This window comes from Pseudarthrobacter sp. NPDC092202, from assembly GCF_044755505.1.
GTDB lineage: Bacteria > Actinomycetota > Actinomycetes > Actinomycetales > Micrococcaceae > Arthrobacter.
Genome location: NZ_JBIVRG010000010.1, coordinates 55,384 through 74,011, shown reverse-complemented (window position 1 = coordinate 74,011; position 18,628 = coordinate 55,384). Strand labels below are relative to the sequence as shown.

The 18,628-nt window shown below is 66.4% G+C and carries 19 protein-coding genes; 16 read left to right on the top strand and 3 right to left on the bottom strand.

Going from position 1 to position 18,628, the window contains the following annotated elements; genetic code table 11:
- The first annotated feature begins 106 nt into the window (after positions 1-106).
- The 7 genes from ACIQF4_RS15060 (at position 107) to ACIQF4_RS15030 (ending at position 8,285) form a co-directional block, all read left to right on the top strand.
- The gene (locus ACIQF4_RS15060; RefSeq protein WP_350004648.1) at positions 107-1,090 is read left to right on the top strand and encodes a bifunctional riboflavin kinase/FAD synthetase; all 984 of its coding nucleotides are present in this window, start codon (positions 107-109) and stop codon (positions 1,088-1,090) included.
- Positions 1,091-1,127: 37 nt separating this feature from the next.
- A complete protein-coding gene (gene kynA, locus ACIQF4_RS15055; RefSeq protein ID WP_400516494.1) occupies positions 1,128-1,982 on the top strand; it encodes a tryptophan 2,3-dioxygenase in 855 nt (284 codons plus the stop codon).
- Between the two features lie 62 nt (positions 1,983-2,044).
- Complete coding sequence (locus tag ACIQF4_RS15050; RefSeq protein ID WP_400516495.1) at positions 2,045-3,265, top strand: kynureninase; 1,221 nt, start codon at positions 2,045-2,047, stop codon at positions 3,263-3,265.
- Between the two features lie 184 nt (positions 3,266-3,449).
- Positions 3,450-3,719 (top strand): 30S ribosomal protein S15, encoded by a 270-nt coding sequence (rpsO, locus tag ACIQF4_RS15045; RefSeq protein ID WP_013600532.1) that lies wholly within the window; start codon positions 3,450-3,452, stop codon positions 3,717-3,719.
- Positions 3,720-3,961: 242 nt separating this feature from the next.
- Positions 3,962-6,223, top strand: coding sequence for a polyribonucleotide nucleotidyltransferase (locus ACIQF4_RS15040; protein WP_400516560.1), 2,262 nt, complete (start codon positions 3,962-3,964; stop codon positions 6,221-6,223).
- A 125-nt stretch (positions 6,224-6,348) separates the two neighbouring features.
- The gene (locus ACIQF4_RS15035; protein WP_400516496.1) at positions 6,349-7,692 is read left to right on the top strand and encodes a M16 family metallopeptidase; all 1,344 of its coding nucleotides are present in this window, start codon (positions 6,349-6,351) and stop codon (positions 7,690-7,692) included.
- A gap of 68 nt (positions 7,693-7,760) precedes the next feature.
- Positions 7,761-8,285 (top strand): DUF1579 family protein, encoded by a 525-nt coding sequence (locus tag ACIQF4_RS15030; protein WP_400516497.1) that lies wholly within the window; start codon positions 7,761-7,763, stop codon positions 8,283-8,285.
- 46 nt (positions 8,286-8,331) lie between these two features.
- Here the strand turns inward: ACIQF4_RS15030 and ACIQF4_RS15025 are convergent, their stop codons facing one another.
- Together ACIQF4_RS15025 and moaA are read right to left on the bottom strand one after the other, a co-directional pair.
- Entirely contained in the window at positions 8,332-8,598 is a 267-nt protein-coding gene (locus ACIQF4_RS15025) for a MoaD/ThiS family protein (protein ID WP_400516498.1), read from the bottom strand.
- A gap of 5 nt (positions 8,599-8,603) precedes the next feature.
- Positions 8,604-9,731, bottom strand: a complete 1,128-nt coding sequence (gene moaA / locus ACIQF4_RS15020; protein WP_400516499.1) for a GTP 3',8-cyclase MoaA — start codon at positions 9,729-9,731, stop codon at positions 8,604-8,606.
- Positions 9,732-9,836: 105 nt separating this feature from the next.
- Between moaA and ACIQF4_RS15015 the strand changes: the two genes are divergently transcribed.
- From ACIQF4_RS15015 to ACIQF4_RS14985, 7 genes are all read left to right on the top strand, one after another.
- Entirely contained in the window at positions 9,837-11,420 is a 1,584-nt protein-coding gene (locus ACIQF4_RS15015) for a molybdopterin-dependent oxidoreductase (RefSeq protein ID WP_400516500.1), read from the top strand.
- A gap of 23 nt (positions 11,421-11,443) precedes the next feature.
- Positions 11,444-12,763 carry a gephyrin-like molybdotransferase Glp gene (gene glp, locus ACIQF4_RS15010; RefSeq protein WP_400516501.1) on the top strand — a complete coding sequence of 440 codons (1,320 nt, stop codon included), beginning with the start codon at positions 11,444-11,446 and terminating at the stop codon, positions 12,761-12,763.
- On the top strand, positions 12,751-13,245 hold the full coding sequence (moaC, locus tag ACIQF4_RS15005) for a cyclic pyranopterin monophosphate synthase MoaC (protein WP_400516502.1): 495 nt from the start codon (positions 12,751-12,753) through the stop codon (positions 13,243-13,245). The genes glp and moaC overlap by 13 nt, the downstream gene beginning before the upstream one ends.
- Positions 13,242-13,772, top strand: a complete 531-nt coding sequence (locus ACIQF4_RS15000; protein ID WP_400516503.1) for a MogA/MoaB family molybdenum cofactor biosynthesis protein — start codon at positions 13,242-13,244, stop codon at positions 13,770-13,772. Before moaC ends, ACIQF4_RS15000 begins: the two co-directional genes overlap by 4 nt.
- On the top strand, positions 13,762-14,244 hold the full coding sequence (locus tag ACIQF4_RS14995; RefSeq protein ID WP_400516504.1) for a molybdenum cofactor biosynthesis protein MoaE: 483 nt from the start codon (positions 13,762-13,764) through the stop codon (positions 14,242-14,244). Before ACIQF4_RS15000 ends, ACIQF4_RS14995 begins: the two co-directional genes overlap by 11 nt.
- Positions 14,245-14,358: 114 nt before the next feature.
- Positions 14,359-15,129 carry a 4-hydroxy-tetrahydrodipicolinate reductase gene (gene dapB / locus ACIQF4_RS14990; RefSeq protein WP_400516505.1) on the top strand — a complete coding sequence of 257 codons (771 nt, stop codon included), beginning with the start codon at positions 14,359-14,361 and terminating at the stop codon, positions 15,127-15,129.
- A 3-nt stretch (positions 15,130-15,132) separates the two neighbouring features.
- Entirely contained in the window at positions 15,133-15,612 is a 480-nt protein-coding gene (locus ACIQF4_RS14985) for a hypothetical protein (protein ID WP_231456904.1), read from the top strand.
- A gap of 18 nt (positions 15,613-15,630) precedes the next feature.
- Here ACIQF4_RS14985 and ACIQF4_RS14980 read toward each other — a convergent pair whose 3' ends face one another.
- On the bottom strand, positions 15,631-16,866 hold the full coding sequence (locus tag ACIQF4_RS14980; RefSeq protein WP_400516506.1) for a heparan-alpha-glucosaminide N-acetyltransferase domain-containing protein: 1,236 nt from the start codon (positions 16,864-16,866) through the stop codon (positions 15,631-15,633).
- Between the two features lie 85 nt (positions 16,867-16,951).
- Between ACIQF4_RS14980 and ACIQF4_RS14975 the strand changes: the two genes are divergently transcribed.
- Positions 16,952-17,326, top strand: coding sequence for a hypothetical protein (locus tag ACIQF4_RS14975; protein WP_400516507.1), 375 nt, complete (start codon positions 16,952-16,954; stop codon positions 17,324-17,326).
- Between the two features lie 391 nt (positions 17,327-17,717).
- Positions 17,718-18,626, top strand: a complete 909-nt coding sequence (dapA, locus tag ACIQF4_RS14970; protein WP_400516508.1) for a 4-hydroxy-tetrahydrodipicolinate synthase — start codon at positions 17,718-17,720, stop codon at positions 18,624-18,626.
- Positions 18,627-18,628 lie beyond the last annotated feature (2 nt).

Sequence of the window (18,628 nt, the reverse complement as noted above, 5' to 3'; positions counted from 1 at the left end):
GCTTTCCCGCGTCCGGGCAGGCCCCTGAATGCAGGTAATCTTAGAGAGTTCCGCGGCCGGTACCAGGCCCGAACATTGATACTTGCAAGCGGTTAAGGCGAGGGTGATGGTCTACATCTGGAACGATCCGTCCGAGGTCCCGGCGGACTTCGGCCCATCTGTTGTCACCATCGGAAACTTCGACGGCGTGCATCGCGGACACCAGCAGGTGCTGTCCGAACTGATCCGCACGGCCCGGATCACGAGGTCCAAAGCAGTTGTGGTCACCTTCGATCCGCACCCTGCCCTGGTCCACCGTCCGGAGTCGGCGCCTGAGCTGATCATGGGGCTGCAGGACAAGCTGGAGGCACTGGGGGAGCTGGGCCTGGATGCCATCCTGGTCATGAAGTACTCGCTGGACCTCGCCAGCCTCACTCCAGAAGAATTCGTGGAGCAGTACCTGGTGGACTGCCTGCATGCCGGCCATGTGGTCATCGGCCACGATGTACGCTTCGGCCGCGGCAACTCCGGGGACCTGGACACCATGCGGGAGCTCGGCCGGAAGTTCGGTTTCGAGGTGCAGGTGATCAGGGAGTTCGGTTCCGAGGGCTACCCCCTGCATGACGACGACGGCGAGGACCGGCGTTGTTCCTCCACCTGGGTGCGGGAAGCCTTGCAGGAGGGGGACGTTGCGACGGCGTCCGCTGTCCTGGGACGCCCGCACCGGATGCGCGGCGAGGTTGTCCACGGCGCCGCACGCGGCCGGGCGCTCGGTTTTCCCACCGCCAACCTGGCCAGCAGCGCCAGCGGACTCATTCCTGCCGACGGTATCTACGCCGGCTGGCTGGTTGACCAGGCCGGGACACGGTGGCCTGCGGCTATCTCGGTGGGCTCAAACCCTACCTTCGACGGCGTCAGCCGCCAGGTGGAAGCCCATGTGATCGACCGGCCCAAAGAGGACGTGGAAGACTTCGATCTGTACGGCCAGACAGTAGTTGTGGAATTCGTTGCCCGCCTCCGGGGCATGGTGGCCTACCGTGGACCGGAAGCACTCGTGGAACAGATGCGCCTGGACGTCGTCCAGGCACACGAGCTACTGGCCAGGCGCTGAACCGGCCGGAGGGGCGCCACCAGGGAAAGGCAGCACCGTGTCCGTCGAAAAGAACACCCGGAAGCTGGACAAGGGCATCGTCCGCGACTTCAGCTCCCGGATGAGCTACGCCTCCTACCTGCAGCTGCCAACGCTCCTCAGTGCCCAGCAGCTGGTCAGCGAGCCGGAGCACCACGACGAAATGCTCTTCATCATCCAGCACCAGACCACCGAACTGTGGCTCAAGCTGGTCCTCCATGAACTGCGCAGCGCGGCGGCCTGGCTGCGGGCCGACGACCTCGGATCGGCGCTCAAGGGCATCGCCCGGGTCAAGCACATCCAGAAAACCCTGACCGAGCAGTGGTCGGTCCTGGCCACGCTGACCCCCACCGAGTACTCCCAATTCCGCGGCTTCCTGGGCAACTCCTCCGGCTTCCAGTCGAGCCAGTACCGGGCGGTTGAATTCGTGCTGGGCAACAAGAACCGCAAAATGCTCCCGGTGTTCGAGTCTGACCCCGAAGCGCACGCCATGCTCGAGGAACTGCTGGCAGCCCCCAGCATCTACGACGAATTCCTGGCCTACCTCGCACGGCAGGGCTTCGATGTGCCGGCGGCGGTCCTCCAGCGGGACGTCACCAAGGCCCATGAGTACACCCCGGAACTCGTGCCGTTGTTCAAGCACATCTACGAGAACTCCGCCGCAAACTGGGGCGCCTACGAGGCCTGCGAAGAACTGGTGGACCTTGAGGACAACTTCCAGCTGTGGCGGTTCCGGCACCTCCGGACCGTCCAGCGGACCATCGGCATGAAGTCGGGCACCGGCGGCTCGAGCGGTGCCGCCTTCCTGCAGAAGGCCCTTGAGCTGACGTTTTTCCCGGAACTGTTCGCGGTCCGGACGGAAATCGGCCAGTGACCATGCACCACGGGGGGACTTCGGCCGCGCACCAACCACCAGCAGTCCACGGGAAGGCAGCCATGACCTTGCAGCAGCGCGCAGAAGAGCTGGACATCCAGGATCCGCTGGCCCACTACCGCCACCACTTCATTGGCGCGGACACCCCGTTGTCCTACCTGGACGGCAACTCCCTGGGCCGGCCCCTCAAGCGGACCGCCGACGATGTTGCCGCCTTCATCCGCGACGACTGGGGAGGGCGCCTCATCCGCGGCTGGGATGAACACTGGCTCGCGATGCCCCAGGCCATGGGTGACCAGCTGGGCCGGGCGGTGCTGGGCGCTGCCCCCGGCCAGACCATCATTGCGGACTCCACCACCGTGGTGCTGTACAAGCTGATCCGTGCCGCCCTGGCCGCAGTGGCCAGCCCTGACCGCAACGAGCTGGTCCTGGACATCGAAAACTTTCCCACGGACCGCTACCTGGTCGAAGGCATAGCGCTCGAAGAGGGGCTGACCCTCCGCTGGATCCAGGCGGATCCGGCTGCCGGGGTGACCGTTGAGCAGGTGCGCGAGGCAACCGGGCCGCGTACCGCCGTCGTCCTCCTCAGCCAGATCGCCTACCGTTCCGGCCACCTGGCCGACCTTCCGGCCATCACGGCGGCAGTGCACGACGCCGGGGCGCTGGTGGTGTGGGACCTGTGCCATTCCGCCGGGTCGGTGGAGATCGGGCTGGATGCGGCGGGTGTGGACTTCGCCGCCGGCTGCACCTACAAGTACCTCAACGGGGGACCGGGGTCGCCGGCTTTTGCCTACGTGAACCAGCGGCACCTGGCATCGCTCAACCAGCCCATCTGGGGGTGGATGGGGCGCAAGGACGCCTTTGACATGGCGGCCGGATACGAGCCGGCCGCCGGAATCCGCGGATTCCTCAGCGGGACGCCGGCCATCTTCGGGATGATTGCCATGCAGGGCACCCTGGACGTGATCGAGGAAGCGTCCATGGCGGCCATCCGGGACAAATCGGAGCGGCTGACGGCCTTCGCCGTCGAGGTTTTCGATGCCCTGCTGGCTCCCCTCGGGGCGGAGCTGGCAACACCCCGGGACCCTGCCCGGCGGGGCAGCCACATCACGGTGGACCACCCGGACTTTACGAAGACAACGGTGGAGGCGCTTTGGGACGGGGACGTTATTCCCGACTTCCGTGCGCCCCACGGCATCCGTGTGGGCCTCTCCCCGCTCAGCACCACTTTCCGGGAGGTCCTGCAGGGCATGGAAGAAATACGGAGCCGCCTCCAGGCATGACGAAGGCCCCCTTTCGACAAGATTAGGCAGCGGCCGGTAAACTAAACGATGGATCCGGCTGCAGTCCGTGGCGGCTGGTTCCTGTTGCGTACGGCGCTGACCGGTTTCCGGTTGCCAGCCGCGGCAGCAGACCCGGCAGTGAAGTACTGACCTGGGCCCTCACGGCACATCCCAAGGAGATATTGTGGCACTTGACGCCGCTGTAAAGCAGTCCATCATCAAGGAATACGCAACCGGCGAAGGTGACACCGGTTCACCCGAGGTCCAGGTTGCTGTCCTGACCCAGCGGATCAAGGATCTGACTGAGCACATGAAGGAGCACAAGCACGACTACCACACCCAGCGCGGTCTGCTGGCCATGGTTGGTCGTCGCAAGCGCATGCTGAGCTACCTCAAGAAGACTGACATCGCCCGCTACCGTTCGCTCATCGAGCGCCTCGGCCTGCGCCGCTAGTCACACTTTGGGGCGGCCCTTTCCCCCGTGGAACGGGCCGCCTTCTTCACCTGAATAACTAAACAGGAGGATCAACCGCATCACGCATTCGCGGTCCTCGGTAGTGATCCCCGGGAACGGCTCCCTTGAAGGCAGCCCCGGCCCGTGGGTCTCGATCGATGACCGGGTGCAGGGCCAGTAGACAGATGCTGGCTGGGTTGATGCGGCTGGACTTCCGTAAAACAGAAACGGAGGTGACTCTCTTGGAGGGTCCCGAAATCCAGTTCTCAGAAGCAGTCATTGACAACGGCCGATTCGGCAAGCGGGTTATCCGCTTTGAAACCGGCCGCCTTGCCAAGCAGGCAGCCGGCGCAGCAATGGTGTACATCGACGACGACACCGCACTGCTGTCCGCCACCACTGCCGGCAAGCACCCGCGTGAAGGCTTTGACTTCTTCCCGCTGACGGTCGACGTCGAAGAGCGCATGTACGCTGCCGGCCGCATCCCGGGCTCGTTCTTCCGCCGCGAAGGACGCCCGTCCACCGAAGCCATCCTGGCCTGCCGCCTGATGGACCGTCCGCTGCGCCCCGCTTTCATCAAGGGCCTGCGCAACGAGGTCCAGATCGTGGTCACCGTCCTGGCCATCAACCCGGACGAGCTCTACGACGTGGTGGCCATCAACGCTTCCTCCATGTCCACGCAGCTTTCCGGCCTGCCTTTCTCCGGCCCCATCGGCGGCGTCCGCGTTGCCCTGGTCGCCGACGAAAACGGTTCACAGTGGGTTGCCTTCCCGAAGCATTCCCAGTTGGAAAACTCCGTGTTCAACATGGTGGTTGCCGGGCGCGTTGCCGGTGACGACGTCGCCATCATGATGGTGGAAGCCGAAGCCACGGACAACTCCTGGAACCTCATCAAGGAACAGGGCGCCACCGCCCCCACCGAAGAGGTTGTCTCCGAGGGCCTCGAGGCTGCCAAGCCGTTCATCAAGGCACTCTGCGACGCCCAGGCGGACCTGGCAGCCCGCGCCGCCAAGCCCACCGTCGAGTTCCCGGTCTTCCTGGACTACGAGGACGACGTTTACGCCGCTGTTGAGTCCGCTGCCGCCGAAAAGCTGGCCGCTGTCTTCCAGATCGCCGACAAGCAGGAGCGCGACAACGCTTCCGACGCGCTTAAGGACGAGGTCACCGCTTCCCTGGCCAGCCAGTTCGAAGGCCGCGAGAAGGAGCTGTCCGCAGCATTCCGCTCGGTCACCAAGCACGTTGTGCGCCAGCGCATCCTCAAGGACCAGATCCGCATCGACGGCCGCGGCCTGACGGACATCCGCCAGCTCACCGCCGAGGTTGAGGTCCTGCCCCGCGTCCACGGCTCGGCCATCTTCGAGCGCGGCGAGACCCAGATCATGGGTGTCACCACGCTGAACATGCTGAAGATGGAACAGCAGATCGACTCGCTGTCACCGGTCAAGACCAAGCGCTACATGCACAACTACAACTTCCCGCCGTACTCCACCGGTGAAACCGGCCGCGTGGGCTCGCCCAAGCGCCGCGAAATCGGCCACGGTGCCCTGGCAGAGCGCGCACTCGTGCCGGTCCTGCCGTCCCGCGAGGAATTCCCCTACGCCATCCGCCAGGTATCCGAGGCCCTCGGTTCCAACGGTTCGACGTCCATGGGTTCCGTCTGCGCCTCCACCCTCTCGATGCTGAACGCCGGTGTGCCCCTGAAGGCCGCCGTCGCCGGTATCGCCATGGGCCTGGTCTCCGACCAGGTTGACGGCCAGACCCGCTACGCGGCACTGACCGACATCCTCGGCGCCGAAGACGCCTTCGGTGACATGGACTTCAAGGTCGCCGGTACCTCAGAGTTCGTCACGGCCATCCAGCTGGACACCAAGCTCGACGGCATCCCCGCCTCAGTGCTGGCAGCAGCCCTGAAGCAGGCCCGCGAAGCCCGCCTGCACATCCTCGAGGTCATCGACTCGGCCATCGACACCCCGGACGAGCTCTCCGAGTTCGCACCGCGCGTCATCGCCGTGAAGATCCCCGTGGACAAGATCGGCGAGGTCATCGGCCCCAAGGGCAAGATGATCAACCAGATCCAGGAAGACACCGGCGCCGACATCTCCATCGAGGACGACGGCACGGTCTACATTGGCGCCACCAACGGTCCGTCTGCCGAGGCAGCACGCTCCGCCATCAACGCCATCGCCAACCCGCAGGTCCCGGAAATCGGCGAACGCTACCTGGGCACGGTCGTCAAGACCACCACCTTCGGTGCCTTCGTATCGCTGACCCCGGGCAAGGACGGCCTCCTGCACATCTCCGAGCTGCGCAAGCTGGCCAACGGCAAGCGCGTGGACAACGTCGAGGATGTTGTTTCGGTCGGCCAAAAGATCCAGGTGGAAATCACCAAGATCGACGACCGCGGAAAGCTCTCGCTCGCCCCCGTAGTTGCCGAGGAAGAAGGTGCCTCGGATGAGACCGAGCGTGCCCACGCCACGGAGCCTGCTGAAGGCGCTGACGTCTAGCAATCCGCCGTGCGGGCACAGCCTGCAGGTTGAAGTATGAATCGGCGGGGCCGGTGGATGATCCACCGGCCCCGCCGCTGTTACGATGGCAGCCAGATCCCGGCTGCCCCTTTTGAAAGGCCTCAATGACTGTTGTACCCCTGCCGCTTGAGCAGAACCACCCCGGCGACACCCTGGTCCACGGTTCCGACGGCGGCTCCGAAGTCCGGCGTTCGGTGCTGCCCGGGGGAGTGCGGGTACTCACCGAGGCGATGCCCGGGCAGCGGTCGGCCACTATTGGTTTCTGGGTGGGGGTCGGTTCGCGGGATGAGGCACCGGGACAGCACGGCTCCACCCACTTCCTGGAGCACCTCCTGTTCAAGGGCACCAGGCGGCGCACCGCGCTGGAGATTGCCTCTGCCTTCGACGAGGTGGGCGGCGAGTCAAACGCTGCCACAGCCAAGGAGAGCACGTGCTACTTCGCACGGGTCCTGGATACCGACCTGCCCATGGCCATTGACGTCATCGCGGACATGATCACCGGAGCCGTCCTAGATCCTGCCGAGATGGAGCAGGAGCGCGATGTCATCCTGGAGGAAATCGCCATGGACAGCGATGACCCCACCGACGTCGCCCACGAGCACTTTGTGGCTGCCGTTCTTGGCAGCCACCCCCTGGGCCGCCCTATCGGCGGCACCCCCGACGCCATCAAGGCTGTAGCCCGCGACTCGGTGTGGGAACACTACCAGCGGTACTACCGGCCCGATGAACTGGTCATCACGGCAGCTGGGGGACTGGACCACGACGTCGTCTGCAACCTCGTGGTGGATGCCCTCCAGTCGGCAGGCTGGGCGCTCAAGTCCGACGCCGCGCCGGTGGAACGCAGGTCCACCGACCGCGCGCTCATTACGGGGACGGCTGGGCTGCACGTGGTGAAGCGGGCCGTAGAGCAAGCCAACATCATCATGGGCTGCCCCACCATCGTTGCCACGGACGAGAGGCGCTACGTCATGAGCGTCCTGAATGCCGTGCTGGGCGGCGGCATGTCCTCGCGCCTGTTCCAGGAGATCAGGGAGAAGCGCGGCCTCGTCTACTCCACCTACTCCTTTGCGTCTTCCTATGCAGATGCAGGCTATTTCGGCATGTACGCCGGGTGCACACCGTCCAAGGTCCGCCAAGTGCTGGAGCTGTTGGCTGTGGAGCTGGACAAGCTCGCGGAGCACGGGATTTCCGAGGACGAGCTCCGCAAGGCGGTTGGCCAGCTGGGTGGCGGGATCGTGCTGGCGCTGGAGGACACCGGTTCCCGGATGTCCCGGCTGGGCCGCGCCGAGCTCGTCTCCGGCGAATACCAGGACATCGATGAAACGCTCCGCCTGATCAAGGCTGTCACCGCCGAACAGGTCCAGGAACTTGCCGCCGAACTGGCTGCAGCACCGCGGACCGTGACCGTGGTGGGACCGTTCGAGGAGACTGAAACCTTCGGCTTCTGACTTCAGGGCCGCAGGCTTAGGATGAACCCCTGAGGGCAGGTCACTGCCCGGGTGAGGGGAGGACGACCATGGACCGGCCTCGAAACGATCCTGGCCACCCGGCCCTGGCGAACCTGCTGGGCCGCTGGCGGGGAACCACGCGGCTCGAACGCGGCCCCTGGGGCCCGGAGCGGACAGTGGACGCGGAAATGACGTTCACTTTGGTTGCCGGCGGTTTGGCTGTGGTGCAGAGCTACCGCCACACTGAGTCCGACGGCGCCCACCTCGAAGGCCACGGCATCTTCACTGTTGACCCGGACCGCCAGGATGTCCTCTGGTACTACGTAAACAGCATGAGCCCGCCCCCGGCGGCACCGGCGCGGTGCACCTGGCGCGACGGGGTCCTTCAGGTGGAGCGCCACACCGGAGCGGGTTCCACCCGTCACACCCTCAGCGTCAGCGACGGAGTCCTCACTGATGTAGCCGAGCAACGCAAGGAAGACCCAACGGACACTCATCTCCGCGGCCGGGCTGCCGCGGACGGGGCCATGGCCTCATACAAGCCCTTCATGACCTCCCGGTACCGGCGGGATCCGGGCGCACAACAGATGTGATGACCGGCGGCCGGGACGTATTTCCGGAACGCAGGAAAAACGCTCCCTAGCCCCCGGCGAAAGGAGGCAGAACGTCCACCACGTCGTCCGCATTTAACACGGCTGAGTGGTCACGCACCGCCACTTCATTGAGCAGGAAACTGCTCCGGGACAGGAGGCGGGGCAGCGGGGGAGTGCCGGCAGGAGGCTCAGGGCGCTCCATGGACCGTACCGCGTCGAGGAGGTCCGCAACGGTGGCGCCCGGCGCCAGGTCAAAAGTCTCTTCCTCCGTGCCGGCAGCAGCGCGTGCGGCAGCGAAGTAACGTACGTTCAAAGAATTCAGCCCCCGATGGCGCTCATGCTGCGGTCCGGCTGGACGAAGTCCGGAGCATCAAGTCCCACATGGTCCATTCCATGGGCTTTCGGCTTAAGCCACATTGCGTCCTGCCACCGCTGGGCAAGGGCTTCATCGCTCGCCCCGCTGCGCAGGAGGCCCAGCAGATCGAACTCCTCGCGGGAAAACAGGCAGCTCATGATTTTGCCCTCTGCGGTGATGCGGGTGCGGCGGCAGTCGGAACAGAAGGGCTCCGTCACGGACGCGATGATCCCAACGGTTCCCAGCACCGGACCGGCCCCATGATCGGACCCTGCCGTCCGCCGTCGTACTTCAAAACGTTCTGCAGGCGCACCGTCACGGGCGCGGGAATCGGGGCTGAGGACAAAGTCAGCGGAGAGCAGCTGCCGGATTTCGGCAGCCGTGATCATGTTCCGCCGCGTCCAGCCGTGGTCCGCGTCCAGCGGCATCTGCTCGATGAAGCGAAGCTCGTAGCCGCGGCCCAAGGCCCAATCCAGGAGGGACGGTGCCTCGGCGTCGTTGATTCCACGCATCAGCACCGCGTTGAGCTTGACCGGCCCAAGGCCCGCAGCCCACGCGGCGTCCACGCCCGCCAGGACCTGGTCCAGGAACGGCCGGCGGGTCAGCTGGGTGAAGGTTTCCTCATGCAGCGAGTCAAGGGACACGTTGATCCGGGTCAGTCCGGCAGCCTTCAGGGCGGCAGCCTTCTTGGCCAGGCCTACGCCGTTGGTGGTCATGGAGATCGGCAGGTCCGGGTGGTTGCTTCGCAGGGCGGCAATGATGTCCACGAGATCGTGCCGGACCAGCGGTTCGCCGCCGGTCAGCCGCAGCTCGCGGACTCCCAGCTGCCCCACCCCAATGCCTACGATGCGGACGATCTCAGCAGCGGTCATCACCGCCTGCTTCGAAAGCCACTCCAGGCCTTCCGCCGGCATGCAGTAGGTGCAGCGCAGGTTGCATTTGTCAGTCAGGGACAGCCTCATGTCCGTCGCCCGGCGGCCATACCGGTCTGCCAGCCCTGCCGGCGCATCCCCCGGGCGTGCGGCCGGAACTGACGGCGGGGGCGCGTCTGCTTCCTCCCGCGGCTGCGGCATGCCTAGCTTGACAGTCATGAATTCAGGCTACGCCACCTTGGGGCGCACATCACACCCGGTCCGGCGAACGCCGGAAATACAAACCCGGGAGCCATGCGGCGTCCGCGAATCTATGCTGGAGGAGTGAGCAGCTCCGAGCCAGGGCAGGCAACGCACGACGGCGGTCTGCGGCAGCCAGGGCGTGCGGCAGCAGCCGCCGGCGTGGTTGCAGTGGGAAGCGCTACCGTGCTGGGGGAGCTGCTGGCCGGATTCTTCAGTCCCTCGCTGTCACCCGTCACAGCTGTCGGCGGTGCCGTCATTGATGCCGTGCCTCCCGGCGTCAAGGACTGGGCGGTGGCCGTGTTCGGCACGGCGGACAAGGCAGCACTCCTGGTTGGCATCGCCCTGGTGATGGCCTTGGCGGCCGCCCTGGCAGGAGTCCTGGAATACCGCAAGCGCTTCACCGGCACTACACTGATCGGCCTCGTTGGCATGGTGGGCCTGGCCGCCGTTTTAACCCGGACCCAAGCCAGTGCCAACCCGGCAGTGCTGGCGGTGCTCACCGCCGTCGTCGCCGTACTTCTGCTGAGGTTCCTCGTCCACAGGCTCCAGGATTGGGACACCCAGAGGACACCGGAGCCGGCAGCCGGCGCGCCGTCGGCACGCCGCCGCTTCCTTCAGGTGCTGGCCGGGGGAGCGGCGTTCACTGCGGCAGGAGGCCTGCTGGCGGGAGCCTGGCGGGGTGCTGCAGCCATTGCCAGCGAGGCCAGGAGCCGCGTGGCGCTGCCGGTTCCCGCATCCCCGGCGCCGGCCATACCGGCGGCTGCGGAGGCCAAGGTCGACGGCCTGCAGCCGCTGGTCACGCCGAACAAAGACTTCTACCGGATCGACACCGCCCTGACAGTCCCCGCCGTGGACCCTGCCACGTGGGTTCTCAAAGTCACCGGACTGGTGGACCGGGAGGTGGAACTGACCTTTGCCGAGCTCCTGGCCAAACCCTTGATTGAACGCCACATCACCATCGCCTGCGTGTCCAACAACGTGGGGGGAGACCTGATCGGCAATGCCCGCTGGCTGGGCTGGCCGGTGCGCGAACTGCTGGCACTGGCCGGGCCCCGGGCCGGTGCGGACATGGTGTTGTCAAAGAGTGCCGACGGCTGGACTGCCGGCACGCCGCTTGAGGTACTCAGCGACGGCAGGGACGCCCTGCTCGCCGTCGCCATGAACGGCGAACCGCTGCCCCTGGAGCACGGATTCCCCGTCAGGCTGGTTGTGCCCGGCCTGTACGGATACGTGTCCGCCACCAAGTGGGTCACGGAGCTGAAAGTCACCCGGTTCGCGGATGACGCCGCCTACTGGACGCCCCGGGGGTGGTCAGAGCGCGGACCCATCAAGATTTCCTCGAGGATCGACGTGCCGCGGAACGGCCGTTCAGTGCAAGCCGGAACAGTACTGTTTGGCGGTGTGGCGTGGGCACAGCACACAGGGATCGGAAAAGTGGAACTGCGGCTGAATCGTGGACCGTGGCAGCAGGCGGACCTGGCGCAAGGCATCTCGGTGGACACCTGGTACCAGTGGAAACTGGGCGTGGAGCTGACGGAGGGCCGGTATGAAGTCCAGGTCCGTGCCACCGACCTTGCGGGACAGGTCCAGGACGAGCGGAGCCGGCCGGTTGTCCCGGACGGAGCCACCGGCCTCCACACGATTAGAGTGGACGTGACACCCTGAACGCTCCAACTGAAGGCGGAACCATGGCCAGCCCGCAACCGCATGGAACGCCTGCAGCGCCGGCAACGCACGGGACGGAGCACCCGCGGCAGCACGCCAACACACAGCAGGCAATCGCACAGCACGCAGCGAGGTCCGTGGCGGACCACGCAGCAGCCGTCACTGCCCTGTTGGAGCCTTTGCGGGACGTGCACAGAACGGAAACGTTGCCCCTGGTCCGTGCGCTGGGCCGCGGTTTGGTGGCGGACGTTCGTGCGCCCATCAGCCTGCCCCCCTTCGCCAATTCCCAAATGGACGGCTATGCCATCCGTTCAATGGACGTGCCCGACGGCGGTGCAGAGCTGGGCATTATGCCTCCCGTTCCAGCGGGCGCAAGCCCTGCAGCACTGCAACCCGGCATGGCTGCCCCGATCATGACGGGAGCGATGCTCCCCTCGGGGGCCGACGCCGTCGTCCCTATTGAGCGGGCCGTTCCGGACCGCTTCCTGCCGGCCGCTGCACAGGCAACGGAACACGCCACGGTGTGGCTGCCGCCGGCGTCTGCAGGCACGTTTGTCCGGGCTGCAGGCAGCGATGTGCAGGCCGGCGGGACGGCCCTGGCGGCGGGTACCTTCCTTGGCCCGGCCCAACTGGGACTCCTGGCCGCGCTGGGCATCCCGGAGGTGACCGTCTACCAGGCCGTGACGGTCCTGCTGGTCACCACCGGTGACGAAGTGGTGGAGCCCGGCGCGGAACTCCCGGCCGGGAAGATTTACGACTCCAACGGGACGCTGCTGGAAGCCGCAATGGAACAGGCGGGACTACAGGTCCGCCGTACCGGCATCGCCACGGACAATCCGGAGCGGCTCAGGACGCTGCTGAGGGAAGAGGGCGCGGGAGCGGACCTGATCGTGACCACCGGCGGGGTCAGCAAGGGCGCCTACGAAGTGGTCCGGCAGGCCATGGAGGACCAGCCGGTCGAGTTCCTGCACGTGACCATGCAGCCGGGCGGTCCGCAGGGGATCGGCACCTTCGAAGGCCGGCCTTTCCTGGGGTTCCCCGGCAACCCGGTCAGCTGCCTGGTGTCCTTCGAAATGTTCCTCCGCCCCGTCCTTGCCGGCCTGGTGGGTACCCCCGCGCCGCGCCTGCCGGTCCGCGCCCGCCTCAGCCGGCCGCTGACTTCCCCCGAACACAAGCACCAGGTCCGCCGCGGCACGTTGCAGCCGGACGGGACCGTGGAGCTGCAGGGCGGGGAAAGCTCGCACCTGATGCATGCGCTCGCCGGCTCCAATGTGCTGGTCCATGTTCCGGAAGGAGTGGCCGCACTCGCGGCAGGGGCGGAGGTGGAAGTATGGATGCTGTGAATGCAGAACAGACCCCCGCCGCGCTGACGCACCTGCGCCAGGACGGCAGCGCCCAGATGGTGGATGTTTCCGCCAAAGCCGAAACCACCCGTGAGGCCACCGCCACCGCCACCGTCCGCACCACCGCTGAAGTCATGGGCCTGCTGGGCTCGGGCGGCCTGCCCAAGGGTGACGCCCTGGCTGTGGCGCGGGTAGCCGGGATCATGGCCGCCAAAAAGACCCCCGAACTGATTCCGCTGTGCCACCCGCTTCCGCTGTCCAAGGTCACCGTGGACTTCGAGCTCGCAGCGGACTCCGTTTCCATCCTCGCCACCGTCAAGACCCGCGGCGTTACCGGCGTGGAGATGGAAGCACTTACTGCTGCCTCCGTTGCCGCGCTAAGTGTGTACGACATGGTCAAGGCAGTGGACAAGCATGCAGTCCTCACCGACATCAAGGTGCTGACCAAAAGCGGCGGCAAGAGCGGGGACTGGACACTGTGAGCAGCTCCGGCACCCTGAATGCCCCCGAACCGCACCGCCACGGCGACGTGCAGGGCCGCAAGGCCGGCGTCGTTATTGCCTCCACCCGTGCAGCGGCGGGGATTTACGGCGACGAAACCGGTCCCGTGATCACCGACTGGCTCACCGAACACGGCTTTGAGGTGTTCCCAGCCATGGTGGTCCCCGACGGCGAGCCGGTAGGGGCAGCCATCCGTGCCCTCCTGACCCAGCGCCCCGCCGTCGTCATCACCAGCGGCGGGACGGGCCTCAGCCCGGACGACCGGACCCCCGACGTCACCCTGCCGCTGCTGGACCGCGAGATTCCCGGCATCATGGAAGCGGTCCGCCGTGCCGGAGCCGCGAAAACCCCGCTGGCGGCCCTCAGCCGCGGCTATGCCGGTGCTGCCGGAAGCACGTTCATCATCAACCTGCCCGGCTCACCGAAGGGCGTCATGGACGGGCTGACAGTCCTTGACGCGGTGATCGGGCATCTTTGCGACCAGCTGGAAGGCGGACATGGGCACTGAAGCAGCTTTCGAAGTAGTCAACGCGGTCCTGAGCGCGGAACCCATCTCCGTGGACCAGGCCATTGCTGCGGTGGAAAGTGACACCGCAGGCGCGGTAGTCAGTTTTAGCGGCGTGGTGCGGAACCACGACGGCGGCAAGGCAGTTCAGCGGCTGAGCTACAGTGCGCACCCCACGGCTCACCAGGTGATGGCCGACGTCGTGGCCCGCCTTGCGGCCGAGCAGCAGGAGGCCCAGCGGGATGGCGGTGCCACCGGCCCGTCCGCACAGCCGGTGCGGATCTGGGCGGCGCACCGGATCGGCATGCTGGACATCGGCGATCCCGCGCTGGTGTGCGCCGTGTCCGCGGCACACCGCGGGCAGGCCTTTGCCGTCTGTTCGGAGCTGGTGGACAGGATCAAGGAGCAGGTGCCCATCTGGAAGGAACAGTTCTTCGTTGACGGCACCGTGGAATGGGTGGGTGCCGGCAGCTGATGCTGCTGCTCCGGCTGGTGGATCATCGAAAGGGTGCCACCCGCCCTGTTCCTGCGAGGTAATGCACAGTCCCTGGTTCCTCCGCGTCAAGGCCCCGCCGGTAGGGTTAAGGCCATGACCGAACAACTCCCTGCTCCCATGCCAGTTGCAGTGCTGGGCGCGAACGGGCGCATGGGCGCCGAAGCCGTCAAAGCCATTGAAGCAGCCGCAGATATGAAGCTCGTAGCCGCCCTGGGCAGGGGTGACTCGCTGGACCAGGTGACTGCTGCCGGTGCCCGCTATGTGGTGGACCTCACCGTGCCGGAAAGCACTGAGGCGAACGTCCGCTTCGCCGTCGAAAACGGCATCCACGCCGTCGTTGGCACAACCGGCTGGGACGCTGACCGCCTGGCCGCCCTGGAAAGCCTGCTGGCCGGCCACCCGGAAACGGGGGTCCTGATTGCTCCGAACTTTGCCCTGGGGTCCGTGCTCGCTTCGGCCTTCGCAGCCAAGGCGTCCAAGTACTTTGAATCCGTGGAGATCATCGAGCTCCACCACCCGGACAAGGTGGATGCCCCCTCAGGTACCGCTGTCCGCACGGCGCAGCTGATCGCGGCCGAACGCAACGCCGCAGAGATTCCGCCGAGCCCGGACGCCACAACATCTGAGTTGCCAGGCGCGCGCGGCTGCGAGGTCGATGGCGTGCGCGTGCACAGTGTGCGGCTCCGCGGCCTGGTGGCACACCAGGAAGTCCTGCTTGGCGGTTCCGGCGAGCAGTTGACGCTGCGCCACGACTCGTTTGACCGTGCTTCGTTCATGCCGGGCGTGCTCCTTGGCCTGCGCAACGTGGCTGCCCACCCCGGACTGACGGTGGGCCTGGACGGCTACCTGGACCTGGGGCTTTAGGCCGTGGGCGCACTGCTGGCCGGGTTCCGGAAAAACCGCACCAAGATCTGGGTGGGTGCGGTTACCCTGCTGCTGGTTTTCTACCTGGTGGTGTCCTTCCAGCGTTCCATCCTTCTCCTGACGGACAGCAACCTGGCGGCCCAGGCGATCGGAGCTGCCTATCTGGTACTGCCGGTCATCGGCGCCTGGGCGCTGATCAGGGAACTGATGTTCGGCGCCAGGACCGAGCAGATGGCAAAGGTCCTGGAGGCCGAGGGCGGCCTGCCGGTGGATGAACTGCCCCGCACCCCTGCCGGCCGGATTGTCCGTTCGGCAGCGGATGCCGAGTTCGAGAAGTACAAGGCCGAGGCAGAGGCCGCCCCGGACGACTGGCGTTCCTGGTTCCGGCTGAGCTGCGCCTATGATGCCGCTGGGGATCGCAAGCGTGCCCGGGCCTCCATGCGCGACGCCGTCAGGCTGTTCCAGGGCAACGCCCCCGCCTAGGTTCAGTAGCGTCAGGCCTTAACGGAGAGTCTTGACGTTTCCCCGGCCCACCTGGTTTGCCGCGTGCCCCAGCCATTCGAGCGGGCCGCGCCACTTCAGCAGCACGAACACCATGCCCACGATGACGGCAGCGGCAGCCTGCACGAAGTACATCCCGTCCTCGGTCCAACCGGCGGGCAGGGGTTTGAGGTAGAACCCGGAGACCACCCAGACGTGGACCGTGTACAGGGTCAGGGTCATCGCACCCGCACCCCGCAACGGCAGCAGCAGGTCCAGGTCCACCCACTCGGCCAGCCGGCCCAGCAGGAGGCATGCGCCGATCACGGCTACCGCCACGGCGGACGTGTGCAACAGGTCAAGTGTCGTTGCCGAGTGCGGCGCTGCTGATGCCAGCCACCACCACGAACCCTCCTGTGGAATGCCCGTCAGGTTGACCTGCAGCACGCTGTCCAGCGGGTAGCCGGGGGAATTGAGGACGTCCTCCAGGGCAGCGCGGCCGCCCCAGCTTTCCATCGCCGTGACGCCCAGGGTCTTGGCAAGGACGGCAACCACCGAACCGGCCACCAGCAGGACCGCCGGAAGCATCGCCCTGGCCAGCACCAGCCTGCCGACAATGAGCCCTACCAGCAGGTAGGAAAGCCACTGGAACACGGGGTAATAGCCGGTGAAGAACAGGTCAGCCAGCAGCCGTGACGGGGTGGCAAAGTCCTCCCAGGACGGGTTGTGGCCGAGTTTGAGTGGAGGCTCGGCAGCCAGGAGCCACGGGCGCAGCAGGTACGCCAGGACGGGGGAGCCGAGGATCCAGCCGCCCGCCCAGGCGCAGAGCCGCTTCAGCCCCATGCCCAGGAAAGGCAGGACGCACAGGAACAGCACCGCGTAGTGGACCAGGATGATGGCAAGGTTGACTTCCAGCCCGCCTAACGTAAGTCCGACGGCGGCAATCACCAGGGCACGCAGCGCGATGCCGCGGCGGGCGGCGGAGAGGTCCAGGCCCTGCAGTGGCCTGTGCTTTCCCGTGGACAAGGCCAGGCCCACTCCTGCCAGGACGGCGAACAGCGCCGCCGCCCTCCCCGAAAACGTGAGGCCGATCCAGGTGGGGGTCAGCTCGGCGTTGGATTCGAAGGTGGGGAGCAGGTGGGTGGCCATCATTCCCAGCAGGGCGAGACCACGGGCCGCGTCGATGCCGTGGAGGCGCCCCGTGGCGGGCAGCCCGCCGGATTTCCGGGACGTTCTGGCGGCATTACGGGACGTCATGACCAGATCGTCTCACACCTGCCTGTGCCGGAGCTGCGGCACAACCTCCTTGTATTCGAATGTATGTTCGAATAAGATGGCCGCCATGCACACTCCATCATCCGGAAGCCCCGCCGATCAGCCCGGCACCGCCGGGCTTGCAAGGGCCATGAGTCCGGGGGTCGTTGACTACCTCTTCCGTCAGCTGGTGGCCGGCCGCCCGTCCGAGGATGTCCAGTGGCAGCGGGAGGGCATCAGCCTCGCTGCCCAGCCCGAAGGCGCAGAGCTGGCACGGCGACTCGCCGAGACGGACATCGATGCCCTGACGCCCGTAGAGCTCTTCCACTACGTCAGGGCCGCCCAGCGGATGTCGTCCTGGGCCGAGGACCTGCGCCAGGCCGCCGTCGGACGGTATTGCCACCCGCCGGCTTACCACCCGCCGGCGGAGGCAGCCCGCCCTGCCCGGCACTCCGCACCCTGACCTGCGGCAGCTCCGGCCGTCAGGGTCGGATGCAATGCTTCCTGAAAGCCGGTGTCTCCGCTTCCTGGCAGCCGCCGGCTGCTCCGGTCGTGCTCCGGCGGCGCATCGCTTCCTTGCCGCCGGCAGCTCCGCCTGCCAGGTTCGGGGGCCGCGGGCCTTGCGGTTGGTGGACTTTGCGACGGGTGGCGGCGGTCATGTCAGGATGGTGGCCCCGTCAGGAAAGGCGGCACTGTCAGGATGGTGGCCCTGTCAGGAGCGCGGGCCAGTGGCCGGAAAGCGGTGGCATATGGGGCGCCGCCGGCGTGTCGGAGGCGAAGCCAGTCGGTTATTTGACGTGCATCACGCCCCTGGCATTGTCCTAACCAGCCGCGGACAGGGTAACGTTTTTTCCATGGCTGACACATCCGCGCATCTCCCTGCCCTTGGTACTCTTCTGACCGCCATGGTCACACCGTTCACCAAGGACGGCGCAGTGGATTATGAGCAGGCCGCAGCCCTTGCCAGCAAGCTGGTGGACGACGGCTGTGACGGCCTGGTTGTCACCGGAACCACAGGCGAAACCTCTACCCTCACCGACGAGGAAAACCTCGGCATGTTCCGCGCCGTCAAGGACGCCGTCGGCGGCCGGGCTGCGATCATCGCCGGTACGGGCACCAATGACACCGCCCACTCGGTCCACCTGTCCCAGCAGGCAGCAGCCCTCGGCGTCGACGGCCTCCTCCTGGTGACGCCGTACTACAACAAGCCAAGCCAGGCCGGTGTGCGCGCGCACTTCGAAACCGTCGCCAACGCCGTGGACGTACCCGTCATGCTGTACGACATTCCCGGCCGCTCCTCCATCCCCATCGAGCCCGACACCATGATCCGGCTTGCGCAGCACCCGAACATCGTGGCTGTGAAGGATGCCAAGGCCGACTTCGTCGCTGCCTCCCGCGTCATGGCCGAGACGGACCTCCTGTTCTATTCCGGTGACGACGGACTGACCCTTCCGTGGATGGCCCTGGGCGCCGTCGGACTCGTGGGCGTAACGACGCACGTGGCCACGCGCCGCTTCCGTGAGCTCATCGACGCCGTCAACGCGAATGACCTCAGCACCGCCCGGAAGATCAACTTTGAACTCCTGCCCGTAGTACGCGCCACCATGACGCGGGTGCAAGGGGCCGTTGCGGCCAAGCAGATTCTTAAATGGCAGGGAGTCCTGCCCAACTCGATTGTCCGTTTGCCCCTCGTGGAGCCGGACGAAGCCGAGATCGAAACCATCCGCGGGGATTTGGCGGAAGCGGGGCTGGTCTTTTCCTGAGG